Below are 21,872 nucleotides of genomic sequence, written 5' to 3'. Positions count from 1 at the left end.
AGGCTCCCCGCTGGCGGGCGGTCGACGCACCCCACCTCGTCGCCGGGTGGCAAACTTGCCGACGTCCCGAAGAGCAGCCCCAACCTCAAGCGGCCTGGGGAACCCGACACAGCAGCACCCGCGGCACCGAGAGTCCCGACGAAGGGCGAGCATAGTGAAGATCGTGGTGGACGACCTCTCCGGCCCGCAGATCGCCGGGTTCCTCGCCGAGCACGTCCAGCAGATGCGGTCCATCACGCCTGTGGAAAGCAAGCACGCCCTCGATCTCGACGAGCTCCGCAAGCCCGAGATCACGTTCTGGTCGGTCATGGATGGTGACAGCTTGGTGGGCTGCGGTGCGATCAAGAGGCTGGACGCGGGCCACGCGGAGCTGAAGTCCATGCGCACCGCCCCGACACGTAAGCGAAGCGGGGTCGCATCCACGTTGCTGGAGCACATCGTCACCGAGGCCAAGCGCATGGGATTCACGCGGCTGAGTCTGGAGACCGGCGCGGCCGATTTCTTCCTGCCCGCCAGGAAGCTGTACGAGAAGTTCGGGTTCGTCCACTGCGAGCCGTTCGCCGACTACCGACCCGACCCGAACAGTACGTTCATGACGAGGGTCCTCTAAGAACCCCTGACGAAATGATGGCGTGACGGCGTCTGGTGTTGTGGCGGTTGAGCCGGCGAACCCGTCGAGACGGGCCTCGCGTTCGCTGGACCAGCGCTTTCGGCCCTGGAGCGTCTCGCGTTTGAAGGTCGCGTCGAAGGACTCGGCGAGCGTGCACGCGCGTACGGCCGAGGGCAGCCTGGGGTAGGCGACCCAGTGCCGGTTCCCCGAGCAGGTTGTCCGGCAGGGGTACGCCAGTCACGTCGGCGCCGGGCCGCCGTCACGCCGGAACGGGGCGATGATCCTCCGTACGGCCTCCGCGGCTCCCCAGTCGTCGTCGTCATGGGCGATGACGCTCAGGAGTTCCCGGAGATGGAAGAGGTCCATCCGGTCCCGCCAGCCGTCGTCGATCCCGGTGATCTCCTCGTACACGGCGAAGAAGCGGTCCGAGGCGGGCGGGCGCGGGGAGCACCACAGCATGCTGAGGTCGATTTCCGGCCAGTTGAAGGACACGGCGGGGTCGATGAGCACGGGCGCGCCGTCGGCGGTGGCGACGATGTTCTCCTGCCACAGATCGCCGTGGGTCAGGCACGGGGGCCGGTCCGGCACGAGCTCGGGCAGGGCCGCGCAGAGCCGCTCCAGGGCCTGCCGCTCCGCAGTGTCGAAGGCCGCCTCGACCAGGGGTTCCGACAGCCAGCGCAGGATGCGCCGCTCCGCGAGGAACGCGTGGCCGTCGCTGTCCCAGGTGTTGTCCTGGCGCAGCCGGCCCAGCCAGCCCGGACGGTGCCAGCCGAACCGCTCGGCGGTGGTGGAGGTGTGCAGGGCGGCGACCGTGTGGGCGAGTTGCTCCCAGAAACGCTCGTCGTCGCGGCGCGGTTGCATCTTCTCCAGCACGAGCAGCCGGGGTGAGGCGCACAGCACCTCCGGCGTGATCGCCCCGCCGGTTTCACGGAGCTCCGTCAGGCCGGCGGCTTCGACGGTGAAGATGTCCCGGTCCGGCCCGAGAAGTGTTTTCGCGAATACCTGGGAATCATCGTCGATGGTCACCAGCCCGGCAATTGCGACCACTCCGCCGGTGGCTTTCTCCACCTCTTTGGCCGCGTATCCCGCTTCATGGAGACGCTTGATGAGTATTTCTTCGTCAGACACCCGGAAATCACATCACATGGAGGCGAGCCTGTCCCGGGACGCAGCCGCCGCCCGGTTCGGCCAGCCCTGTACGGTCACCGTCTTGTTCCACCGGCTCGGTGACGTCCGCGCGCTGCTGGAGCTGCCCGGCGTCGGGTGGGTGGCTTCGCAATGACTCCGGGGGCGTCATCAGGCGGCAACGGGACGCAGATGATCTCTCCCCATGCCGAGCTCCAAGGAGCGACCGCACCGCTTCACCATGTGCTGATGACTCGTCAGTGAAGTCGGCATCGGGTCAGCATTCGTCCAGCCGAAGCTGCCCTCATGTGCCGAAGACCCGGGATTTCCCAGGTCAGCGTGCCCTTCCGCGGGGCTTCAGTGGTACTGCCGGCAGTGCCGGCGCGTGCAGTGGAGCTCCGTCGTACCCCTTCACCTCGCCGAATCGAACCCCCTTCGTCCAGTCCTCGCGAGCCTGTACGATCTCCTCCTGGGAGCGGGCGACGAAGTTCCACCACATGATGAGTTCCTCGGCGAAGGGCTCGCCGCCCAGGAGCATGAGGCCGGCGTCGGATTCGGCGCGGAGCGGGAGTTCGGAGCGGCCGCAGCCGAGGTAGAGCATCGAGCCGGGCAGGACGGGTACGCCGTCCACGTGGACCTCGCCGGACATCGCCAGGACGCCGTACTCGAAGTCGGGTTCCAGGGGCAGGCTGACGTCGGCGCCCCGGGTGAGAGCGAGGTCGGCGCCGACGAGCGGGGTGTAGGCCGTGCCGGGGGAGACGGCGCCGTCGAGGGTGCCGAGGAGCACCGTGGCGGTCAGGCCCGGTGCCGTGACCGTGGGCAGGTCGGCGTGGAACTCGAACACCGGGTCCGTGTGCCGGTGGGCATCGGGCAGCGCCACCCACAGCTGGGCGCCGTGCAGGAAGCGGGCGTGCGGGCGGGGGCTCTCCTCGGAGTGGCTGATCGCGCGCCCCGCGGTCATCAGGCCCAGCTGCCTGGGCCGGATCGTCTGGAGGCTGCCCGTGGAGTCACGGTGCAGCACCTCGCCCTCGTGCAGCCAGCTGACCGTCTGCAGCCCGATGTGGGGATGCGGCGGGACCTGCATGCCGGGCTCGTCGGCGATGTCGTCCGGGCCGTAGTGGTCGACGAAGGCCCACGCGCCGATCATGCGGCGGCCGAGGTTCGGCAGCAGTCTGCGCACCTCGGTCGCCTCCCCCAGCTTGACGTGACGGGGGCTCAGCAGTTCGCGGACGGGCTCGGCGACGACGAAGCCACGGCCACCGCAGACGGTGGGCACGGGCGCGCGGTCAAGGTTGCTCATACAGCCCAACTTAGCGGTGCGGGTGCCGGACCGGTGCACGCCCGCGGGCGCGATTCGCCGACGCCGTACGGCGGCCCCGCGCGGCGTCGGCCTTCCTCGGCACCCCCCGCCAGGTCAGTACACCTCCGCTCCGTCCTCCGCGGCCGCCACCGCCGCCGCGTGCCCGAACAGGCCGGGCAGCCCGCCGGTATGCACGAACACCGTCTTCTCGCCGGAACGTACGGAACCGTCGCGCACCGCCGCCGTCAGTCCGGCCAGGGCCCGCCCGGTGTACGTCGGGTCCAGCACGATCCCCTCGGTGCGCGCGGCCAGCCGCAGCGCCTCGGTCACCGGCTCCGTCAGCGCCGCGTACCCCGCGCCCACCTGGTCCCGCCGTACCCGCAGCCGCTCCGCCGTGACCTCTCGCGAAGTGAGCGGCGCCGCGAACTCCGCCACCGCCGCGGCCGGATCGGCGAGCGCGCCGACATCGACGCCGAGGACCGAGTCGGTGCCGAGGGCGGCGACCAGGCCCGCCATGGTGCCGCCCGAGCCGAGCGCGACCACCGCCGTCCGCAACTCCGGGACCTGGGCGCGCAGTTCCTCGCCGCAGCGCACATAACCCCGGGCACCCAGGGTCCCGGACCCGCCGAAGGGGATCAGCGCGGGGCGGCGCCCGTCCGCGCGCAGCCGGGCGCACACCTCGGCCGCGGCCGTGTCCAGGCCCGCCTGGTCCACGTCGCCCGCCCAGGCGAGCCGGGCCCCGAACAGCCCGTCCAGCGCGAGGTTCCCGGAGCGGGAGGCCCCGGCGGTGCCGCGCAGCACCAGGACGACGTCAAGGCCCAGCCGGGCGCCCGCGGCGGCGGTCAGCCGGGCGTGGTTGCTCTGCGCGGCGCCCGTGGTCACCAGCGTGTCCGCGCCCTCGGCGAGCGCCGCGCCCACCGTCCACTCCAGCTTGCGGATCTTGTTGCCGCCTCCGCCCAGACCGGTCAGGTCGTCCCGCTTGACCCACAGATCCTCCGGGCCGAGGCCCAGCGCGGCGGCCAGCCGGGGTGCCGGTTCGAGCGGGGTGGGGAAGGTGCCGAGCGGCACGGACGGGTGAGTCATGGGCGGATCCTCGGGGGAGGAGGGCGGGGGGCCCTCGGTACGGTGACGGCGGTACGGCGATCAGTCGATCACAGCGGGCCCCGTACGTCACTCCGCCACCGGCCGGCACCGCCCCGCCGCCCCTGTCTCACACCGGCAGCAGCCGCTCCACCAGCCCGCCGAGCTGCCGCGCCGTCCGGCACTCGTGCATCTCCACCAGCTCCGCGTACGCGGGGGCCGCCGAGTCCCCGGTGCCCCACTGGGCCACCGGCTCCGGGTTCAGCCAGTACACCCGCCGCGCCCGCCGGGCGATCTCGCGGACCGCGGGCAGGTTCGGGTCGCTCCGGTTGGTGCGGGCGTCGCCGAGGACGAACACGGTGCTGCGCGGGCCGACCGCGGCGCCGTACCGCTCGGCGAACTCGCCCAGCGCCATGCCGTAGTCGCTGCTGCCGTGCCAGCCGGTGAGCGTGGCCTCGTCGCGGATGCGGGCGCCGAGGCCCTCGGGGTCGGCGCGGCCGTGGTCGAGCAGGCCGGTCACCTCGTCCAGCCGGTTGACGAAGGCGAACACGCGGACCTTGCTGAACTGGTCGTGCAGCGCCTGCACCAGGAGCATCGTGAAGTCCGAGAAGCCCGCCACCGAGCCCGACACATCGCAGAGCAGGACCAGTTCGGGGCGCACCGGGCGGCGCCGGCGCAGCACCGGCCGCATCGGGACGCCGCCCGTGGACAGCGAGGAGCGCAGGGTGCGGCGCAGGTCGATGGTGCCGCGCGCGGCCCGGCGGCGGCGCGCGGCGAGCCGGGTGGCCAGCTTGCGCGCCAACGGCTGAACTGCTCTGCGCAGCTCGGCGAGTTGGTCCCGATTGGCGAACAGGAAGTCCACCCGGTCGGCCGTCGGCCGCACCCCGCGCCGCGCGATCTCGTCCCGCCCGCGCCGCTCGGCGACCCGGCGCCGCGCCTCCGCGCCGACCAGCCGCCGGAACTCCTCGATCCGGCGCCGGATCTCGTCGTCCAGCAGACGGTCGGTGAAGGTGGCACCGCCGCCCGCTCGGGCCCGTACGTCGGACCGCACCCGCGCCAACAGGGTCCCCGGACGCAGCCGTTCGAGGGTCTGGTACGCCGACCAGCCGTCCGACCCCGGTGAACTCCCGTACCCGCCAAGCCCGTCGACCGCCTGCGCCGCCAACTGGGCCATCAGAGCGCGGTCGTCGGCCGCGAGCGCCTCGGCCAGCCGGTCGCGCAGGGTCTCGCGGTCGAGGGGCCCGGCGTCCGGACCGCCCGTCCCGCGCGGGAAGTAGAGGTCGAAGACCGGGTCGAACACGGCGCGTTGGGCGGGGGCGCGCAGCAGGGTCGCGGCCAGCCCCTCGCGCAGCAGCTCCCGGTCCGCGAGCCCCAGCGCCTCGACCGCGCGGGCCGCGTCCACCGTCTCCCCGGTGCCGATCCGCACCCCGTGCGTGCGCAGTGCCCCGACCAGGCCGGTGATCCGCTCGGCGGGATCCGTCACAGCGCGTCCAGGTCGAGCTTGGCCGCGGCCTTCTGGATGTCCTCCTGGTGCTTGAGGATCACCCCGAGGCTGTCCCGGACGACCGTCTCGTCCAGGGTGTCCGCCCCCAGGGCCAGCAGGGTGCGCGCCCAGTCGACGGTCTCGGCGACGGACGGCGCCTTGCGCAGGTCCATCGCGCGCAGCGCCCCGACCACCCGTACGACCGACTCCGTCAGCGCCTCGGGAAGCGCCGGCACCTTCAGCCGTACGATCCGCCGCTCCAGCTCCTCCTCCGGGAAACCGATGTGCAGGAACAGGCAGCGGCGGCGCAGCGCCTCGGACAGCTCCCGGCCCGCGTTGGAGGTGAGGACCACGAACGGGCGGCGGGTCGCGGTGACCGTGCCCAGTTCCGGCACCGTGATCTGGAAGTCGCTGAGCACCTCCAGGAGCAGCCCCTCCATCTCGACGTCGGCCTTGTCGGTTTCGTCGATCAGGAGCACCGTCGGTTCCTCGCCGCGGATCGCGGTCAGCAGCGGGCGCGGGAGCAGGAACTCCTCGCTGAAGATGTCGGTGCGGGTCTCGTCCCAGCTCTCGTCCCGGCCCGCGCTGATGCGCAGCAACTGCTTGGCGTGGTTCCACTCGTACAGCGCGCGGGACTCGTCCACGCCCTCGTAGCACTGGAGCCGGACCAGGCGGGCGCCGGCCACCTGGGCGACGGCCTTGGCCAGCTCGGTCTTGCCGACCCCGGCGGGGCCCTCCACCAGCAGCGGCTTGCCCAGCCGGGCCGCGAGGAACACGGTGGTGGCGACCGCGGGCGAGGCGAGGTAGCCGGTCTCGGCGAGGCGGGCGGAGACGTCGTCGACGGACGTGAACAACGGGGTCCTCCGGCGGTCGGGGAGCAGCGTCCAGGTTCTGTTCAGGCGCCTATATCTAAGCGCTTGTTCAGTGCCGCTGTCACCTGCTGTCCGGGGCACGGTCGTAGGGCCCCCTCCAGGCCCCGCCGTCCCGGCCCGCGCCCGCTCCCTCGGACGGGGCGCACCACGGCGCGCCCGCCCGCTCCCTCGGACGGCCCACTACGGCGCGCGCGTCCGGTGGCCCGCCGGTGCAATGGACCCGTGACCGCGGCACCCGACGACTGCCTGGCGCGCAACGAGTGGATCTGCGGCGCCTATCTGAGCAGCCGCCGCCACATCCTGCTCGACGCGGTCGTCCAGCACCTCCAGCTGACCGCCCTGTCGGTCCTGATCGGCCTGGCCGTCGCGGTGCCGCTCGCGGTGCTGGCCCGCCGCTGGGGCTGGGCGGCCGGACCGGTACTCGCCGTCACGACGGTCCTCTACACCATCCCGTCCCTGGCGATGTTCTCCCTGCTCCTGCCCCTCTACGGCCTCTCGGCCACCCTGGTCGTCGCCGGACTGGTGCTCTACTCGCTCACCCTGCTGGTCCGCAACATCCTCGCGGGCCTGCGCGCGGTCCCGGAGGAGACCCGGCAGGCGGCGCGCGGCCTCGGCTACGGCCCGGTCCGGCTGCTGCTCACCGTCGAACTCCCCCTCGCCCTGCCCGCCGCGATGGCGGGGCTGCGCATCGCCACCGTCTCCGCGGTCTCCCTGGTCACGGTCGGCGCGATCGTCGGCTACGGCGGCCTCGGAAACCTCGTTTACGCGGGCATGAACACCTACTTCAAGGCCCAGGTGCTCACCGCGTCCGTGCTGTGCGTGCTGATCGCCATCGCGGCCGATCTGCTGCTGCTGGGCGTGCAGCGGCTGATCACGCCGTGGACGAGAGCGGCGCGCCGGTGAGCACGCTCGCCGCCACCTGGAACTGGCTCGCCGACCCCGCGCACTGGTCCGGCGACAACGGGGTGTGGCACCGGCTGCTCCAGCACCTCGTCCTCACCGTCGTCTGCCTCGTGCTCAGTTGTCTGATCGCGCTGCCCGTCGCGGTGGTCCTCGGCCACCTCGGCCGGGGCGGGGCCCTCGCCGTGAACATCTCCAACGTCGGCCGCGCCGTTCCCACCTTCGCCGTGCTCGTCCTGCTGCTCCTCACCCCGGTCGGCGACTGGGGCGAGGGCCCCACCGTCGTCGCCCTGGTGCTGTTCGCGGTGCCGCCGCTGCTCACCAACGCCTACGTCGGGATGCGCGAGGTCGACCGGGGCGTCGTCCAGGCGGCCCGGGGCATGGGGATGACCGGTCGGCAGCTGATGTTTCACGTGGAACTGCCCCTTTCACTCCCTTTGTTGCTGAACGGGGTGCGGATCGCGGCCGTACAGCTCGTCGCCACCGCGACGATCGCGGCGCTCGCGGGCGGCGGGGGCCTCGGCCGGATCATCACGGCGGGCTTCAACCTCGCGAGCACGCCCCAGGTGGTCGCCGGTGCCCTGCTTGTCGCGGTGTTCGCGCTCCTCGTGGAGGGCGTCTTCGAGACCGCCGAGCGGCTGGGACCGGCGTGGGCCCGGGGCGGGCGATGAGAAAGGCCCTGTGCGTGCTCGCGCTCTGCGCGCTCACCTCCTGCGCCGTCGGACCCTCCCTGGAGAAACGCGGCCAGGTCATCGGGCCGCCCGGGGACAGCCGTCACCTCACCATCGGCTCGGCCGGCTTCACCGAGAGCGATCTGCTCGCGCAGATGTACGCCCAGTTGCTGAACCGGGCCGGGTACACGACTTCGATCCTCACCGTCTCCAACCGGGAGCTGTACGAACCGGCTCTGGAGTCCGGCCAGATCGACGTGGTGCCCGAGTTCGCGGCCACCTTCGCGGACTGGCTGAACGCCAGGACCCACGGCACCGGGGCGGAACCGGTCGGCTCGCCCGACCTCGGCACCACGATGAAGGCCCTGCGCGCGCTCGCCGCCCCCCGCGGGCTCACCGTCCTGCCGCCGGGCCGGGCCGTCGATCAGAACGCCTTCGCGGTGAGCGCCGCCTACGCCCGCCGCCACCGGCTGAGGACGCTCGGCGATCTCGGCGCGTCGGGCCTGAGGGTACGGCTGGCCGCGGGCGACGAATGCGTGCAACGGCCCTACTGCGCACCGGGGCTGCGGAAGGTGTACGGCATCGACGTCACCGGGGTCGACCCCAAGGGCGTCGGCACCACCCCGGCCAAGCGGGCGGTGCAGGAGGGCCGGGACCAGATGGTGCTGACGACCACCACCGACGCCACCCTCGACCAGTTCGGCCTGGTCCTGCTCGCCGACGACCGGCATCTGCAGAACGCCGACTACGTGGTCCCGGTCGTCAACCGTGCCCGTGCGGGCGGCCCCGCGGTGGCCAGGGCCCTCGGCCGCCTCGGCGACGTCCTCACCACCGGGGACCTGGCGGCCCTGAACGAGCGGGTCGACAGCTGGCGCCGGCTCCCCGCCGACGTGGCCCGCGCCTACCTCCGGGACAAGGGCCTGCTGTAGAGCGTGTGCCGAAAGTCCCGTCCGGCCCGCGTCACGCGTCCGACACGGAGTCGAAGGGCACCTGGGCGCGCGCCACGCCCCGCGCGTCCGCGTCCACCGAACGGCGCAGCGCCTCGTGCAGCTTCGCCGGGGTCAGCACGCCGAGGAAGCGCGCCCCGTCCAGCACCGCGACCCACCCGGCGTCGTACTGGAGCATCATCCCGAACGCCTGCTTCAGCGGCGCCCCGACCGGCACCCACGCGGTCATCCGGTGGGCGAGAGCCCCGACCGAGCCGCCCGCCGCGAGATCCTCGACGCCGACCCAGCCGCGAAGGTCGCCGTGCGCGTCCAGGACGACCGCCCAGCGCGCGCCCCGCTCCCGCAGCCGCTCCCGCGCCCGTGCGGCGGGCTCGTCCGGCCGGGCCACGGGCGGCTGCTGGAGGTCGTCCGGCTCGATCGCGGTCACCGAGAGCCGCTTCAGCCCCCGGTCCGCGCCCACGAAGGAAGCGACGTACGGCGTGGCGGGCGCCCCCAGCACCGCCCCCGGGGTGTCGAGCTGTTCGAGGCGTCCCTGTCCGTACACGGCGATGCGGTCGCCCAGCCGGACGGCCTCCTCGATGTCGTGGGTGACCAGCAGCACCGTCTTGCGCACCGCCGCCTGCATCCGCAGGAACTCGTCCTGCAACTGCTCGCGCACCACCGGGTCGACCGCGCCGAACGGCTCGTCCATCAGCAGCACCGGCGGATCCGCCGCGAGCGCCCGTGCCACACCGACCCGCTGCCGCTGCCCGCCGGACAACTGCTCGGGATAGCGCGGCCCGTACGTCTTCGGGTCCAGGCCGACCAGGTCCAGCAGCTCGGCGGCCCTGGCCCGTGCCTTCGCCCGTTTCCAGCCGAGCAGCGCGGGCACGGTCGCCGTGTTGTCCAGCACCGTGCGGTGCGGGAAGAGTCCCACCTGCTGGATGACGTATCCGATGCGGCGGCGCAGCCGCACCGGGTCGACGCCGGCGATGTCCTCGCCGGCGACGCGGATCCGCCCCGAGGTCGGCTCGATGAGCCGGTTCACCATCATCATGGTCGTGGTCTTGCCGCAGCCCGAGGGGCCGACCAGCGTCACCAGCTCGCCCTCGGCCACCTCGAAGGAGAGGTCGTCCACCGCCGTCGTACCGTCCGGGTAGCGTTTGGTGACGTGCTCGAACCGGATCATGCCCTCACGTTAGGGGCGGCTTCGGCACGACGCGCGGTGGGGGCGGCCGGCCGCCGTACCGGCGGTCATTCGTCCAGCAGGATCACTTCCAGGGTGCGCGGTCCGTGGACGCCCTCCACCCGGTCCAGTTCGATGTCGCTGGTGGCCGAGGGACCGGAGATCCAGGTCGACGGGCGGCCGGGGTCGAGGCGTTCGAGGGCCTGGGGCACCGAGGCCACCACCTGGCCGGGTACCCGGACCACGCAGATGTGGTGGTCGGGGATGAGCGAGATGCGGCGCCGGCCCTGGTCGGGGGAGCCGTCCAGGACGAGGGTGCCGGTCTCGGCGATCGCCACGGCGCAGCCCGTCACCACACTGCCGACCCGGTCCAGGCGCCGCGGGGTGAGCGCGGCCCGGTCGAGGATCCGTGCCGGGTCGGCGGCGGCCAGCCACCAGGGCGGCAGCCCGGGCGGCACCAGCACCTCCTGGGAGCCGCGCGCGGCCAGCAACCGCATGACCAGCAGCGGCAGTTCCTCCGCGGCGGTGCGGTGCACGACCGCCCGGTAGTCCGCGAGGTTCTCGGCCAGCAGCTCGACCGTCTCCTCGGCGCTCCGCTCGCCGTGCTCGCGCAGATAGTCCCGCGGCACGGCCTCCTCGTACGGCCGCTCGTCCGCGGGGACGTCGGCGAGCGCGCGCCGCACCCGGCCCAGGATCCGCTCCCTGCTGTTCACTTGGCGTCCTTTCCGCCGCGCGTGCGCTGCCACCAGTCGCGGAACGGCTCCGCGGGCAGCGTCGGCAGATCCCGGGTGCCGGACCACGCCCGTCCCGGGCCCGGCAGGGTACGGGGGTGCAGCCGGCGGGTGCCGGAGGCGAGCCGCTGGCCGGTGCGCAGGGCGCCCGGGTGCCCGAACGCCCAGGCAGCCGCGCGCATCGCGGCGCGCTCGGCCGCGTGCCCCTTGGCCGGGCGCAGCACCACCTTGTTGCCCCGCCGCACCGCGGGGCCGCCCTGGACGACCCGTTCGCGCAGGTGCACCAGCACCTCGGGGATGTCGATGGCGACCGGGCACACCTCGTAGCAGGCCCCGCACAGGCTCGACGCGTACGGCAGCGAGGCGTCGATCTCGCTCGCGGTGCCCCGGAGCTGAGGGGTGAGGATGGCGCCGATGGGGCCGGGGTAGACGGAGCCGTAGGCGTGTCCGCCGGCCCGCTCGTAGACGGGGCAGACGTTGAGGCAGGCCGAGCAGCGGATGCAGCGCAGCGCCTGGCGGCCGACCTGGTCGGCGAGGACGTCGGTGCGGCCGTTGTCGAGCAGCACGAGGTGGAAGGCGCGCGGGCCGTCCTGGCCGGTGGTCCCCGTCCAGGTGCTGGTGTAGGGGTTCATCCGTTCGGCGGTGGAGGAGCGGGGGAGGGTCTGGAGGAAGACCTCCAGGTCGCGCCAGGTGGGCACGACCTTCTCGATGCCGACGACCGAGATCAGCGTCTCCGGCAGGGTCAGGCACATCCGCCCGTTGCCCTCGGACTCCACCACGACCAGGGTGCCGGTCTCGGCGACCATGAAGTTGGCGCCGGAGACGCCGACCTTGGCCCGCAGGAACTTCTCCCGCAGGTGCAGCCGTGCCGCCTCGGCGAGGTCGGCGGGCGTGTCGGTCAGGTCCTCGGGCGCCGGGCGGCCCCAGGCACCCATCTCCCGGGCGAAGATGTCGCGGATCTCGCCGCGGTTGCGGTGGATGGCCGGGACGAGGATGTGCGAGGGGCGGTCCCTGCCCAACTGCACGATCAACTCGGCGAGATCGGTCTCGTAGGCACGGATGCCCTCGGCCTCCAGCGCCTCGTTGAGCCCGATCTCCTGGGTGGCCATCGACTTGACCTTGACGACCTCCGACTCGCCGGTCTCCTTGACCAGTCGGGTGACGATCCGGTTGGCCTCGTCGGCGTCGGCGGCCCAGTGGACCGTGCCGCCGGCCGCGGTCACCGACGCCTCCAACTGCTCCAGATAGCGGTCGAGATGGCGCAGCGTGTGGTCCTTGATCAGGCGGCCCGCCTCGCGCAGCTCGGCCCAGTCGGCCAACTCGGCGACCGCACCGGCCCGTTTGGCGCGGATGGTGTGGGTGGCGTGCCGCAGGTTCGCGCGCAGCGTGGGGTTGCCGACGGCGTCGCGCGCGGCCTCGGGAAACGCCGGCATGCCGACGAACGTGCTGCTCATACCGCCGGGTCCTCCTCCGTGCTCGCCAGGATCTCCGCGAGGTGGACGGGACGCATGCCCACCCGTAGCCGGCTCATGGTGCCGCCGATGTGCATCAGACAGGAGTTGTCGGCCGCGCACAGCACCTCGGCGCCCGTCGACTCGGCGTTGCGCACCTTGTCGGTGCCCATCGCCGCCGACACCGCGGCGTTCTTCACCGCGAAGGTGCCGCCGAACCCGCAGCACTCGTCCGCACCCGGCAACTCCACCAGGTCCAGCCCTTTGACGGCCGCCAGCAGCCGGCGCGGCCGGTCACCCAGGCGCAGGCCGCGCAGGCTGTGGCAGGTCGGGTGGTAGGTGACCGTGTGCGGATACCAGGCGCCCACGTCCGTCACGCCCAGCACGTCCACCAGGAACTCGGTCAGCTCGTACGTCTTCGGCACCACCGGCGCCACGGCGCGCGCGAGTGCGTTCCCGCGCCCCTCCGCCCTGGCCCGCTCGCCCATCCGGGGATACAGCTCGCGCACCATCGCCCCGCACGAGCCCGAGGGCGTCACGACCGCCTCGTACTCCCCGAACACCTCGGCGAAGCGCCGCGCCAGCGGCTCCGCCTCGTGCCGGTACCCGGTGTTGTAGTGCGCCTGTCCGCAGCACGTCTGCCCCATGGGGAAATCGACCTCGACCCCCAGCCTCGTGAGCAGCTTCACCACGGCTCTTCCGGTCTCCGGATAGAGCGTGTCGTTGACACACGTCAGGAACAGGGCGACACGCATCGCGGCTCCTCGGGGTCGGTCACGGGCCCATCGCAGCCTAGGGGGTGTCCGGCGGGTCTTGGCGCAGACGCGGGGTCAAAACCGTGCCGTGACTTCCCTCCACCAAGATCCGCCGGGCACCCCCTAATCGCCGCGCCGCGCCGGAGTGGACCGGACCCCGGCGCGCGGCGCGGGCCGTCCCGCGCGGAAGGCGGCGGGAACGGTCGCCGACGCTTCGGCGCGGGCCGCCGCGGGGAGACTGTCCCCTGTTCGTCTGGCGTCCCCGCCCATGTGCTGAACTTGACCCGTCCGTCCCACCGCCTCCCGGGAGACCCGTTGAGCACCAGCTACCGCCAGCCCGGCGTCGTCCTGACCGATCGCCGGTTCACCGTGCCCCTCGACCACGCCGAGCCGGGCGGCGAGAGCATCGAGTTGTACGCGCGGGAGGTGGTCGCGGGGGACAAGGCGGACAAGGAGCTGCCCTGGCTGCTGTATCTCCAGGGCGGTCCCGGCTTCGGGGCGAATCGTTTCGTCGGGCGGCAGGCGTGGCTCGGCCGGGCGCTCGACGAGTACCGGGTGCTGCTGCTCGACCAGCGCGGCACCGGCCGTTCCACGCCCGCCACCCGGCAGACGCTGCCGCTGCGCGGGGGACCGGCCGCGCAGGCCGACTACCTCGCCCGCTTCCGCGCCGACTCCATCGTGCGCGACTGCGAGGCCGTCCGGGCCGAGGTCACCGGCGGCGCGCCCTGGACCGTGCTCGGGCAGAGCTTCGGCGGGTTCTGCACGGTGTCGTACCTCTCGCTCGCCCCCGAGGGCCTGGACACCGCCCTGATCACCGGCGGGCTGCCCTCCCTCGACGCCCACGCCGAGGACGTCTACCGCGCCGCCTACCCCCGCGTCGAACGCAAGGTCACCGCGCACTACGCCCGGTATCCGCGAGACGTCGAGCGGGCCCGCCGGATCGCCGACCACCTGCTCACGCACGACGTGGTCCTGCCGAACGGCTACCGCCTCACCGTCGAGGCCTTCCAGTCCCTCGGCCTGATGCTCGGCACCAGCGACGGCAGCCACCGCCTCCACCACCTGCTGGAGGACGCCTTCGTCCGCACCCCGGCGGGACACGAGCTGGCGGACGCCTTCCAGGAACAGGTCCAGAACCTGCTGTCGTACGCGGGCCACCCCCTCTACGCCCTCGTCCACGAGGCGATCTACGGCCAGGACACCCGCCCCACCGCGTGGGCCGCCGAACGCGTGCGCGCCGAGTTCCCGCAGTTCGACGCGGCGAAGGCGCTCGCGGGCGACGCGCCGGTGCTGTTCACCGGCGAGACCGTCCACCCCTGGATGTTCGACACGGATCCCGCGCTGCGCCCGCTGCGCGAGACGGCCGAACTGCTCGCCGCCCGCACCGACTGGCCCGCGCTGTACGACCGCGACCGTCTCGCCGGCAACGAGGTCCCCGTCGCCGCGGCCGTCTACCACGACGACATGTACGTCGACGCCGGCCACTCGCTGCGGACGGCCGACGCCATCCGCGGGCTGCGCGCCTGGGTCACCAACGAGTACGAGCACGACGGGCTGCGCACCGGCGCGCCCCGGGTGCTGGACCGGCTCCTCGCGGTGGTCCGGGACGAGGCGTGACACAAGGGGTCCGGGCACCCGCGCCGGGCACCCGGACCCCGAGCCTCAGGCAGCGAGCGCGTGACCGGGGTGCAGGACGACCTTGGTGTAGCCCTCGATCCGCTTGTCGAACTTCTCGTACGCCTGCGGCGCCTGGTCCAGCGGCAGTTCATGGGAGACCACGAAGCCGGGCTTGGCCCGCCCGGCGATGATCAGATCGCGCAGTTGGCGGTTGTACCGCTTGACGTTGCACTGCCCGGTGCCCACCTTCTGGCCCTTCTCGAACATCCTGCCGATCGAGACCAGGAGCTGGCCGTGCTTGGCGTGCTCGTCGGGTCCGCCCGGGTCGGAGGGCACGTACAGACCCGGCACGCCGAGCCTGCCGGTCGCCCGCACCGTCTCCACCAGCGCGTTGAGCACGATGGCCGGTTCCTCGTGGTGGGTGTCGTCGTGCGCCTGGGCCTGGTAGCCGACGGCGTCCACGCCCTTGTCGGTGCCCTCGCCGTTCGTCTGCGCCCTGATCTGCTCGGCCGGGTCTTCCTTGGTGAAGTCGATGGGGATGGCCCCGATCTGCTCCGCCTTGGCCAGCCGCTCGGGCACCCGGTCCACCACGAACACCTTGGACGCGCCGCGCAGCAGTGCCGAGTAGGCGGACATCAGGCCCACCGGACCGGCGCCGTAGACGGCCACGCTCTCACCGGGGGACACCTGGGCCAGCTCGCAGCCGTGGTAGCCGGTCGGGAAGATGTCCGCGAGCAGCACGAACTCGGTCTCGAACTGTTCCCCCGGCGGCAGTTTCAGACAGTTGAAGTCGGCGAAGGGCACCCGCAGACGTTCGGCCTGACCGCCCTTGTACGGGCCCATGGCCACGTATCCGTACGCGCCGCCCGCGAAGCCGGGGTTCACCGTGAGGCAGAAGCCGGTCTCGCCGGCGAGGCAGTTCTTGCAGAATCCGCAGGCCACGTTGAACGGCATCACGACGCGGTCCCCCACGGACAGCGAGGTCACGCCGTCCCCGATCTCCTCGATCACCCCGAGGTTCTCGTGTCCGAAGACGATGCCCGGCTCGGCCGCCGTGCGGCCCTCGTACATGTGCAGGTCGGAGCCGCAGATCGCGCTCGACGTGACGCGTACGAGCACGTCGTTGGGGTGCTGGATCCGCGGGTCATCGACGTCCCGCACCGTCACGCTGAACGGCTTTTCGTAGACGACGGCTTTCACCTTGGGTCACCTCCGCGGGGAACGCTGGACGACGGCGGCGAGGTGGAGCCGGGGCCGGGGGAGCAGGCGTCGACCCGGGCCCTCGGTACGTGCCGGAGCCCCCGTGCGCGCGCTTCACCGCCCGTACTTCCAGGTAACTCCCGTACGGCGGGGGTCGCAACCCCGGCTCGGGGGGCCGGGATTCCGGCCGGACGGCCCCAGTAGGCTGTGCTCATGCCAGATCAGCCAGCCGGGTCTCCGGAACTGCGCGGGGACTGCGGCAACTGCTTCGGGCTGTGCTGCGTCGCCCTGCCCTTCGCCGCGTCCGCCGACTTCGCGCTCGACAAGCCCGCGGGCAGTCCGTGCCCCAACCTCGCCGACGACCACCGCTGCGGCATCCACGCCCGGCTGCGGGACAAGGGCTTCACCGGCTGCACGGTGTACGACTGCTTCGGCGCGGGCCAGAAGGTCTCGCGGCACACCTTCGACGGGCAGGACTGGCGTACGGCGCCCAAGGAGCAGGCCCGCCGGATGTTCGACGTGTTCCCCGTCGTACGACAGCTGCACGAGCTGCTCTGGTACCTGACCGAGGCGCTGTCCCTGCCGGCCGCCCGGCCCGTCCACGCCGATCTGCGCCGGGCGCTCGCGGAGACCGAGCGCCTCAGCCTGCGGCCCGCCGAGGAGCTGGCCGTGCTGGACGTCGCCGCGCACCGCCAGGAGATCAACGTCCTCCTCCTGCGCACCAGCGAACTGGTCCGCGCCGGGGCGGCCGACCGCAAGGGCGGGAAAGGCAGCAAGGGCGGGAAGGGCGGCAAGGGCGGGAAGGGCAAGGGCAAGGACCGGCGGGGCGCGGACCTGATGGGGGCCCGGCTGCGGGGCGCCGACCTGCGCGGGGCGACGCTGCGCGGTGCGTACCTCATCGCCGCCGACCTGACGGGCGCGGACCTGCGCGACGCCGACATGATCGGCGCCGACCTGCGCGACGCCGACCTGCGCGACGCGGACCTGACCGGCGCGTTCTTCCTCACCCAGCCCCAGCTCAACGCGGCGCGGGGGAACGCGGGCACGAGACTGCCGCGGTCGCTGAGCCGGCCGGCGCACTGGGCGTGAGCGGGGCACCGGCCGGGAGCTGACCCCTTACTCCGCCCGCCCCGGTGTCGTACGGCGTTCGAGCCGCAGGCGGAAGTCCTCCGGCATCAGGGTCAGGCGCTCGGTCACCGTCAGCCGGTAGGCGGGGTCCGCGTGGAAGGCGTAGCGGCGCAGGAGGAGGGCGAGGACCAGGGTGGCCTCGTGGAGCGCGAACTGGCGGCCGATGCAGGCGCGGAGCCCGGTGCCGAAGGGCTTGAAGGTGTGCGCGGGTCGGCCGCGGACCGCCTGGGGGCTGAAGCGGTCCGGGTCGAAGTCCTCCGCGTCGGCGCCCCAGACCTCCGGATCGCGGTGCAGCATGGGGGTGAGGACCAGCGCCCACGCGCCCCGGCGCATCGGGTGGTCCCCGGCCAGCACCGTGTCCACGCGTGCCTCGCGGGCGAAGGCGGGGGCGGTCGGCCACAGGCGGAGCGACTCGTCGAGGACCCGGCGCACGTAGCGCAGCTTGGCCACCTGGTCGTAGCCGGGACGCCCGGTGTCCCCCCAGACGCGGTCCACCTCGGCGCGCGCCTTCGCGGCGACGTCCGGGTGCCGGGCCAGGTAGTACAGGGCGAAGGAGAGCGCGCCGGAGGTGGTCTCGTGCCCGGCGACCAGGAAGGTGATGACCTGCCGGCGGACGTTCTCCGCGGACAGCCGCTCGCCGGTCACCGGGTGCTCCGTGGCCAGCATCCGGTCCAGCAGGTCCCCCTCGCCGCCGCCCGACCCGCGCCGCTCCTCGACCAGCGCGTCGACCGTACGGTTCAGAAGCGCCATGTCGGCCGCGTTGCGCCGGGCGGCGCCGCGCAGCAGGAGCGGTGCCAGCGGACCGGGCACGGCGTTGAGCCGCTGGGCGTAGGTCAGCGTGCCGATCATCGCCGTGACGAAGGGGTGCGGCCGGTCCCGCTCGAAGGAACCGAAGTCGTGCCCGAACCCGGTCCGCGCGATGGTCTCCAGGGTCAGCTTGGTCATGTCCCCGGGCACGTCCACCGCCCGCCCGGCGGCCAGTTCGCGGTCCCAGCTGTCGGTCAGCCGCCCGGCGACCGCCAGCATCATCCCGTGGTAGCCCTCCATCGCCTCCCGGCTGAACCCGGGCACCAGGACGTCGTGCGCCAGCTGCCAGTTGGGCTCGTGGTTGTACGCGGTGAACAGCCCGTCCCCGGCGATCGGCCGGAGGTTGGCCACGCCCAGCCCGACGTGCTTGGCGAACCGGGACTCGTCGGCGAGGTCGGCGGCCGGAGCCGCCCCCCACACCACGACGATCTCCTTGTTGAAGATCCGGCGCCGGAAGACCGGTCCCAGCCGGCGCGCGAAGCGCATCGAGTCCTGGACGGGCTTGCGCCGGTCGACGCCCACCACATCGCCGAGCAGCGGCAGCCGGTGCGGCGGATGCGGGATCCGGTCGAGCTCGGGCCAGCCCAGCTCGGCACTCCGGAAACCCTTCGGCAGCGCCGGAGCCGCCGCATCCGTGGACCCCGCGGTCCGGGAACCCTCCGCCGTCTCCGCCATGACGCCGATCTCCCTTGAACAGGCGGGGCGTCGAGCCCGCCGGCGCCTGTTGTACGTGGATTCAATAACGGTCCTCAGTGTGATCCGCTTGTTGAACCGACGTCAAGTAAAGTGACGCCATGCCCGCGAACCAGGGGGAACGCGTCCGGCGCCGACTCAGCACCGGCGAACGCCGTGAGCAACTGCTGTCGGTCGGCGCGCGACTGTTCTCGGAGAGTCCGTACGACGACGTGTGGATCGAGCGGGTCGCCGACCTCGCCGGGGTCTCCCGGGGGCTCCTGTACCACTACTTCCCGACCAAGCGGGATTTCTTCGCGGCGGTCGTGGAGCGCGAGAGCGAGCGGATGCTGCGCATGACGGCGGCCGAGCCGGGCGTGCCGGCGCGCGAGCAACTGACCGCGGGGCTCGACACCTACCTCGGCTACGTCCAGGCCCACGCCCACGGCTTCCGCGCCTTCCACCGCGCCGACGCCGCCGGCGACCAGGCCGTACGCCGGGTCTACCAGCGGGCGCTCGCCGCGCAGGAGAAGCAGATCCTGGCCGCCCTCGCGGCCGACCCCGAGTTCGGGCCCCTCTTCGAGCGCGCCCCGCTGCCGCGTGTCGCCGTGCGCGGCTGGCTCGCCTTCACCACCGCCGTCTGCCTGGAGTGGCTGCGCGACGGCGAGCTGAGCCGGGAACAGGTGCGCGACCTGTGCGCGCGGGCCCTGCTGGGCGCCATCGCCTGAGGCGCGGGAGTGCGCGCCTCGCGGCCTACGCTTCGCGGGCGCTACAGCGGCAGGGCGCAGACGGCGACGGGCGAGGCGAACGGCTCGCCCGCGGGCCGCAGTTCACCGCGGTCGGCGTCGACGTGGAAGACGGTGACCGTGCCGGAGCGCTGGTTCGCCGCGAACAGCAGCCGGCCGTCCGGAGAGAACGCGATCTGCCGTGGGAAGTCCCCGCGCACCGGCACCGTGCCGAGCAGTCGCAGCCCGGCCCCGCCGGCCTCGACCGCGTACCGGGCGAGGCTGTTGTCGCCGCGGTTGGCGAGAAAGGCGTACCGGCCGTTCGCCGTGACCAGGAGCTGCGCCGGGTAGTTGGTGACGTCCCCGGAGGCGCCGGTGGACTGCGGCTCGCCGATCGTCAGCCGGCCGGTGGCGGGATCGTAGGCGCAGACGACGACCGTGTCGTCCACCTCGTTGGCCAGATAGGCGTGCCGCCCGCCCGGATGGAAGGTCAGATGGCGGGGCCCCGCGCCGGACCGGGTGTGCGCCCGGCCCACCTCGGTGAGCGTGCCCTTCGTGGCGTGCAGGCGGTAGGTGTACACGGTGTCGGTGCCGAGGTCGACCGCGAGCAGATGGCGGCCGTCGGGCCCGGCGAGGAACTGGTGCGCGTGCGGCCCCTCCTGGCCGGGGCCGGGCGGCGGGGAGGTGTGGGTGACCAGGGCGGTGCGCTCGCCCAGGGCGCCCGAGGCGTCGATCGGATGCACGGCGACGCTGCCGGACCCGTAGTTCGCGCTGAGCAGCCACCGCCCGGACGGGTGCACCGACAGATGGCAGGGGCCCGCGCCGCCGGTGCTCCGCGTGCCGAGGACGCGCCGGTCGCCGAGCCGTACGGCCGTCACCCCGCCGTCCTGGCGCTCGTCCACCGCGTACAGCGTCCGGCCGTCCGGGTGAACGGTGAGATACGACGGGTCGGGGACCCCGGTGAGCGTGCCGGAGCCGGTGATCAGCCCCGACTCCGGGTCGTACGACGCGAGCCCGATGCCGGTGCCGCCGCCCGGGGCGGAGGTGTAGGTGCCCAGGTACAGCGGGCGGGGCCCGGCGGAACGGCCGGCGGGCGCACGGCCCGGGGCGCCGGCCGGCGCGGCGCCCGGGGGAGGGGCGGCCGGTGACGGCACCGCCACCACGGCGGCCGCACCCGCCCCCATCCCGATGAACCGGCGTCGGCTCCAGCGGCCGCCCGCCCCTGCCCGCGTGCCCATTCGCCCACCTCGGATCGCCCCGGTCATGAACAGTCACCCTCGCCCGAGCCGGCCCCTCAAGGCAAACCCGGTCCCGCCCGCTCACGAGGTGCGGTCGCCGAACCCCGTACGGCGCCACAGCTCCTCCTGTACGCCGAGCCGCTCGCGCAGCCGGGTTATCCGGGGCAGCTTGGCGCGCTGCTCGCGGGAGACCCGGTCCAGCTCCTCCAGCAGGCGTTCGGTGCGGTGCTCGGTGTCCAGCTCGTCGATCATCCGGGTCGTCTCGGTCAGCACGGCGCCCAGCAGCTGCCAGTGCGCCCAGTCCTTGCGGATCTCCTCGCGAAGCTGCTCGGCCAGCCGGTCGCGGGTGCCGGCCGCGGTGTGCAGCTCGGCCGTCAGCCGGGACTCCGCGGACTCGGCGTCCGCGCTGAGATGGGCGGTCACCAGGACCGCGAAGCTGACCACCGCGTCGCCGATCTGGGACAGCAGCTCCTCCACGGTCGCCCCGACCCTGGGCGGGAACAGGTAGTCGGAGTCGCGGGCCTTCGCCAGGTCGGTGAAGGAACGGGCCAGTACCCGCAGCACCACCGTGCAGATCTCCAGCGTGTCCAGACCGGTGCGCAGCACCACCCGGTGCAGCAGGCCCTCCTTGACCCGCGGATTGAGCCGCAGGCTGTCCTCGGCCTGCCGCAGCGACGCGTCGACCTCGGCGATGTACTGGTCGAGCCGGCGCGCCTCGTGCAGCCGCTCGGCCGCCCGCTCCCAGGGGATGCGGTCCGCGGCCTCCTCACCCATCCGCAGCATCAACTGCCGCACCCGGCGCGCCAGGTCCTCGACCGACTGGCCCGCCTTGTCCACCCACACCGGCGGCGGCAGCAGCAGGTTGCAGGCGGTGCCGACGACCGCGCCGATCAGTGTCTCCACGATCCGCGCCCAGGCGGTGAACCCGACCGTGGTCACCCCGAGCACCAGCATGGCGCTGATCGCCACCTCGGCGACGTACTCGTCCACCCGTACCAGATGGCCGACGCCCAGCGAGGCCACGATCAGCAGCGCGAGGCTCCACCAGGTCAGGCCCACCAGCACACTGAAGGCGATGGCGACCAGGACGCCGGCCACCACCGAGTTCACCCGGCGGATGCCGTTGGTGAGCGTGGCGTAGAACGTCACCTGGACGACCAGCAGCGCGGTCAGGGGCGCGGTCAGCGGGGCCGGCTCGGGACTCAGCCGGAGCGCGATCACATAGGCGATCGTCGCCGCCGCGGCCGACCGCAGCGTCTGGACGACCACCGGCTCCCGGCGGCGCTTGGCCAGGCGCAGCAGTCCCTCGGTCCCCTTGCGTACGTCGTGCATCCTTTGGCCTGTTCCCCTTCCTCGGGTGCGTCGAACGTGCCGGTTCGAGGGGGGCCGGGGCAG

General features: G+C 73.1%; 20 protein-coding genes. 7 read left to right on the top strand and 13 right to left on the bottom strand.

Annotated features, from left to right (window positions below):
* The first annotated feature begins 154 nt into the window (after positions 1-154).
* Entirely contained in the window at positions 155-610 is a 456-nt protein-coding gene (locus AB0927_RS02380; RefSeq protein WP_366665603.1) for a GNAT family N-acetyltransferase, read from the top strand.
* Positions 611-847: 237 nt separating this feature from the next.
* On the opposite strand, the gene AB0927_RS02375 is transcribed toward AB0927_RS02380, so the two are convergent.
* The 5 genes from AB0927_RS02375 to AB0927_RS02355 form a co-directional block, all read right to left on the bottom strand.
* A complete protein-coding gene (locus tag AB0927_RS02375; protein WP_366665602.1) occupies positions 848-1,738 on the bottom strand; it encodes a fructosamine kinase family protein in 891 nt (296 codons plus the stop codon).
* Between the two features lie 331 nt (positions 1,739-2,069).
* Positions 2,070-3,035 (bottom strand): pirin family protein, encoded by a 966-nt coding sequence (locus tag AB0927_RS02370; protein ID WP_366665601.1) that lies wholly within the window; start codon positions 3,033-3,035, stop codon positions 2,070-2,072.
* A gap of 114 nt (positions 3,036-3,149) precedes the next feature.
* Positions 3,150-4,118 carry a D-cysteine desulfhydrase family protein gene (locus AB0927_RS02365; RefSeq protein WP_366665600.1) on the bottom strand — a complete coding sequence of 323 codons (969 nt, stop codon included), beginning with the start codon at positions 4,116-4,118 and terminating at the stop codon, positions 3,150-3,152.
* A 127-nt stretch (positions 4,119-4,245) separates the two neighbouring features.
* Entirely contained in the window at positions 4,246-5,598 is a 1,353-nt protein-coding gene (locus tag AB0927_RS02360; protein ID WP_366665599.1) for a VWA domain-containing protein, read from the bottom strand.
* Positions 5,595-6,452, bottom strand: a complete 858-nt coding sequence (locus AB0927_RS02355; protein ID WP_366665598.1) for a MoxR family ATPase — start codon at positions 6,450-6,452, stop codon at positions 5,595-5,597. Before AB0927_RS02355 ends, AB0927_RS02360 begins: the two co-directional genes overlap by 4 nt.
* 240 nt (positions 6,453-6,692) lie before the next feature.
* Here AB0927_RS02355 and AB0927_RS02350 point away from each other — a divergent pair, with 240 nt between their 5' ends.
* Genes AB0927_RS02350 through AB0927_RS02340 form a run of 3 tightly spaced genes read left to right on the top strand, consistent with a single transcriptional unit; the run spans position 6,693 to position 8,970 of the window.
* The gene (locus AB0927_RS02350; protein WP_366665596.1) at positions 6,693-7,373 is read left to right on the top strand and encodes an ABC transporter permease; all 681 of its coding nucleotides are present in this window, start codon (positions 6,693-6,695) and stop codon (positions 7,371-7,373) included.
* Entirely contained in the window at positions 7,370-8,041 is a 672-nt protein-coding gene (locus AB0927_RS02345) for an ABC transporter permease subunit (RefSeq protein WP_366665771.1), read from the top strand. Before AB0927_RS02350 ends, AB0927_RS02345 begins: the two co-directional genes overlap by 4 nt.
* The gene (locus tag AB0927_RS02340; protein ID WP_366665595.1) at positions 8,038-8,970 is read left to right on the top strand and encodes an ABC transporter substrate-binding protein; all 933 of its coding nucleotides are present in this window, start codon (positions 8,038-8,040) and stop codon (positions 8,968-8,970) included. The genes AB0927_RS02345 and AB0927_RS02340 overlap by 4 nt, the downstream gene beginning before the upstream one ends.
* 31 nt (positions 8,971-9,001) lie before the next feature.
* On the opposite strand, the gene AB0927_RS02335 is transcribed toward AB0927_RS02340, so the two are convergent.
* From AB0927_RS02335 to AB0927_RS02320, 4 genes are all read right to left on the bottom strand, one after another.
* Entirely contained in the window at positions 9,002-10,156 is a 1,155-nt protein-coding gene (locus AB0927_RS02335; protein WP_366665594.1) for a betaine/proline/choline family ABC transporter ATP-binding protein, read from the bottom strand.
* Between the two features lie 65 nt (positions 10,157-10,221).
* Positions 10,222-10,866, bottom strand: a complete 645-nt coding sequence (locus AB0927_RS02330; protein ID WP_366665593.1) for an LUD domain-containing protein — start codon at positions 10,864-10,866, stop codon at positions 10,222-10,224.
* The gene (locus AB0927_RS02325) at positions 10,863-12,338 is read right to left on the bottom strand and encodes a LutB/LldF family L-lactate oxidation iron-sulfur protein (RefSeq protein WP_366665592.1); all 1,476 of its coding nucleotides are present in this window, start codon (positions 12,336-12,338) and stop codon (positions 10,863-10,865) included. Before AB0927_RS02325 ends, AB0927_RS02330 begins: the two co-directional genes overlap by 4 nt.
* Positions 12,335-13,090, bottom strand: a complete 756-nt coding sequence (locus tag AB0927_RS02320; protein WP_366665591.1) for a (Fe-S)-binding protein — start codon at positions 13,088-13,090, stop codon at positions 12,335-12,337. Before AB0927_RS02320 ends, AB0927_RS02325 begins: the two co-directional genes overlap by 4 nt.
* Before the next feature lie 315 nt (positions 13,091-13,405).
* On the opposite strand from AB0927_RS02320, the gene AB0927_RS02315 reads away from it, so the two are divergent.
* Entirely contained in the window at positions 13,406-14,707 is a 1,302-nt protein-coding gene (locus AB0927_RS02315; RefSeq protein WP_366665590.1) for an alpha/beta fold hydrolase, read from the top strand.
* Positions 14,708-14,752: 45 nt separating this feature from the next.
* Here AB0927_RS02315 and AB0927_RS02310 read toward each other — a convergent pair whose 3' ends face one another.
* On the bottom strand, positions 14,753-15,907 hold the full coding sequence (locus tag AB0927_RS02310; protein ID WP_366665589.1) for a glutathione-independent formaldehyde dehydrogenase: 1,155 nt from the start codon (positions 15,905-15,907) through the stop codon (positions 14,753-14,755).
* A gap of 213 nt (positions 15,908-16,120) precedes the next feature.
* On the opposite strand from AB0927_RS02310, the gene AB0927_RS02305 reads away from it, so the two are divergent.
* The gene (locus AB0927_RS02305) at positions 16,121-16,996 is read left to right on the top strand and encodes a pentapeptide repeat-containing protein (RefSeq protein WP_366665588.1); all 876 of its coding nucleotides are present in this window, start codon (positions 16,121-16,123) and stop codon (positions 16,994-16,996) included.
* A 27-nt stretch (positions 16,997-17,023) separates the two neighbouring features.
* Here AB0927_RS02305 and AB0927_RS02300 read toward each other — a convergent pair whose 3' ends face one another.
* Entirely contained in the window at positions 17,024-18,517 is a 1,494-nt protein-coding gene (locus AB0927_RS02300) for a cytochrome P450 (protein WP_366665587.1), read from the bottom strand.
* A 119-nt stretch (positions 18,518-18,636) separates the two neighbouring features.
* Between AB0927_RS02300 and AB0927_RS02295 the strand changes: the two genes are divergently transcribed.
* Positions 18,637-19,242, top strand: coding sequence for a TetR/AcrR family transcriptional regulator (locus AB0927_RS02295; protein ID WP_366665586.1), 606 nt, complete (start codon positions 18,637-18,639; stop codon positions 19,240-19,242).
* A gap of 41 nt (positions 19,243-19,283) precedes the next feature.
* Here the strand turns inward: AB0927_RS02295 and AB0927_RS02290 are convergent, their stop codons facing one another.
* Positions 19,284-20,477, bottom strand: coding sequence for a lactonase family protein (locus AB0927_RS02290; RefSeq protein ID WP_366665585.1), 1,194 nt, complete (start codon positions 20,475-20,477; stop codon positions 19,284-19,286).
* An 81-nt stretch (positions 20,478-20,558) separates the two neighbouring features.
* Positions 20,559-21,809 carry an aromatic acid exporter family protein gene (locus AB0927_RS02285; protein WP_366665584.1) on the bottom strand — a complete coding sequence of 417 codons (1,251 nt, stop codon included), beginning with the start codon at positions 21,807-21,809 and terminating at the stop codon, positions 20,559-20,561.
* Positions 21,810-21,872 lie beyond the last annotated feature (63 nt).

It is taken from the genome of Streptomyces sp. NPDC048106 (genome assembly GCF_040706415.1).
Lineage (GTDB): Bacteria > Actinomycetota > Actinomycetes > Streptomycetales > Streptomycetaceae > Streptomyces.
This window is presented reverse-complemented; position numbering and strand designations above follow the sequence as displayed.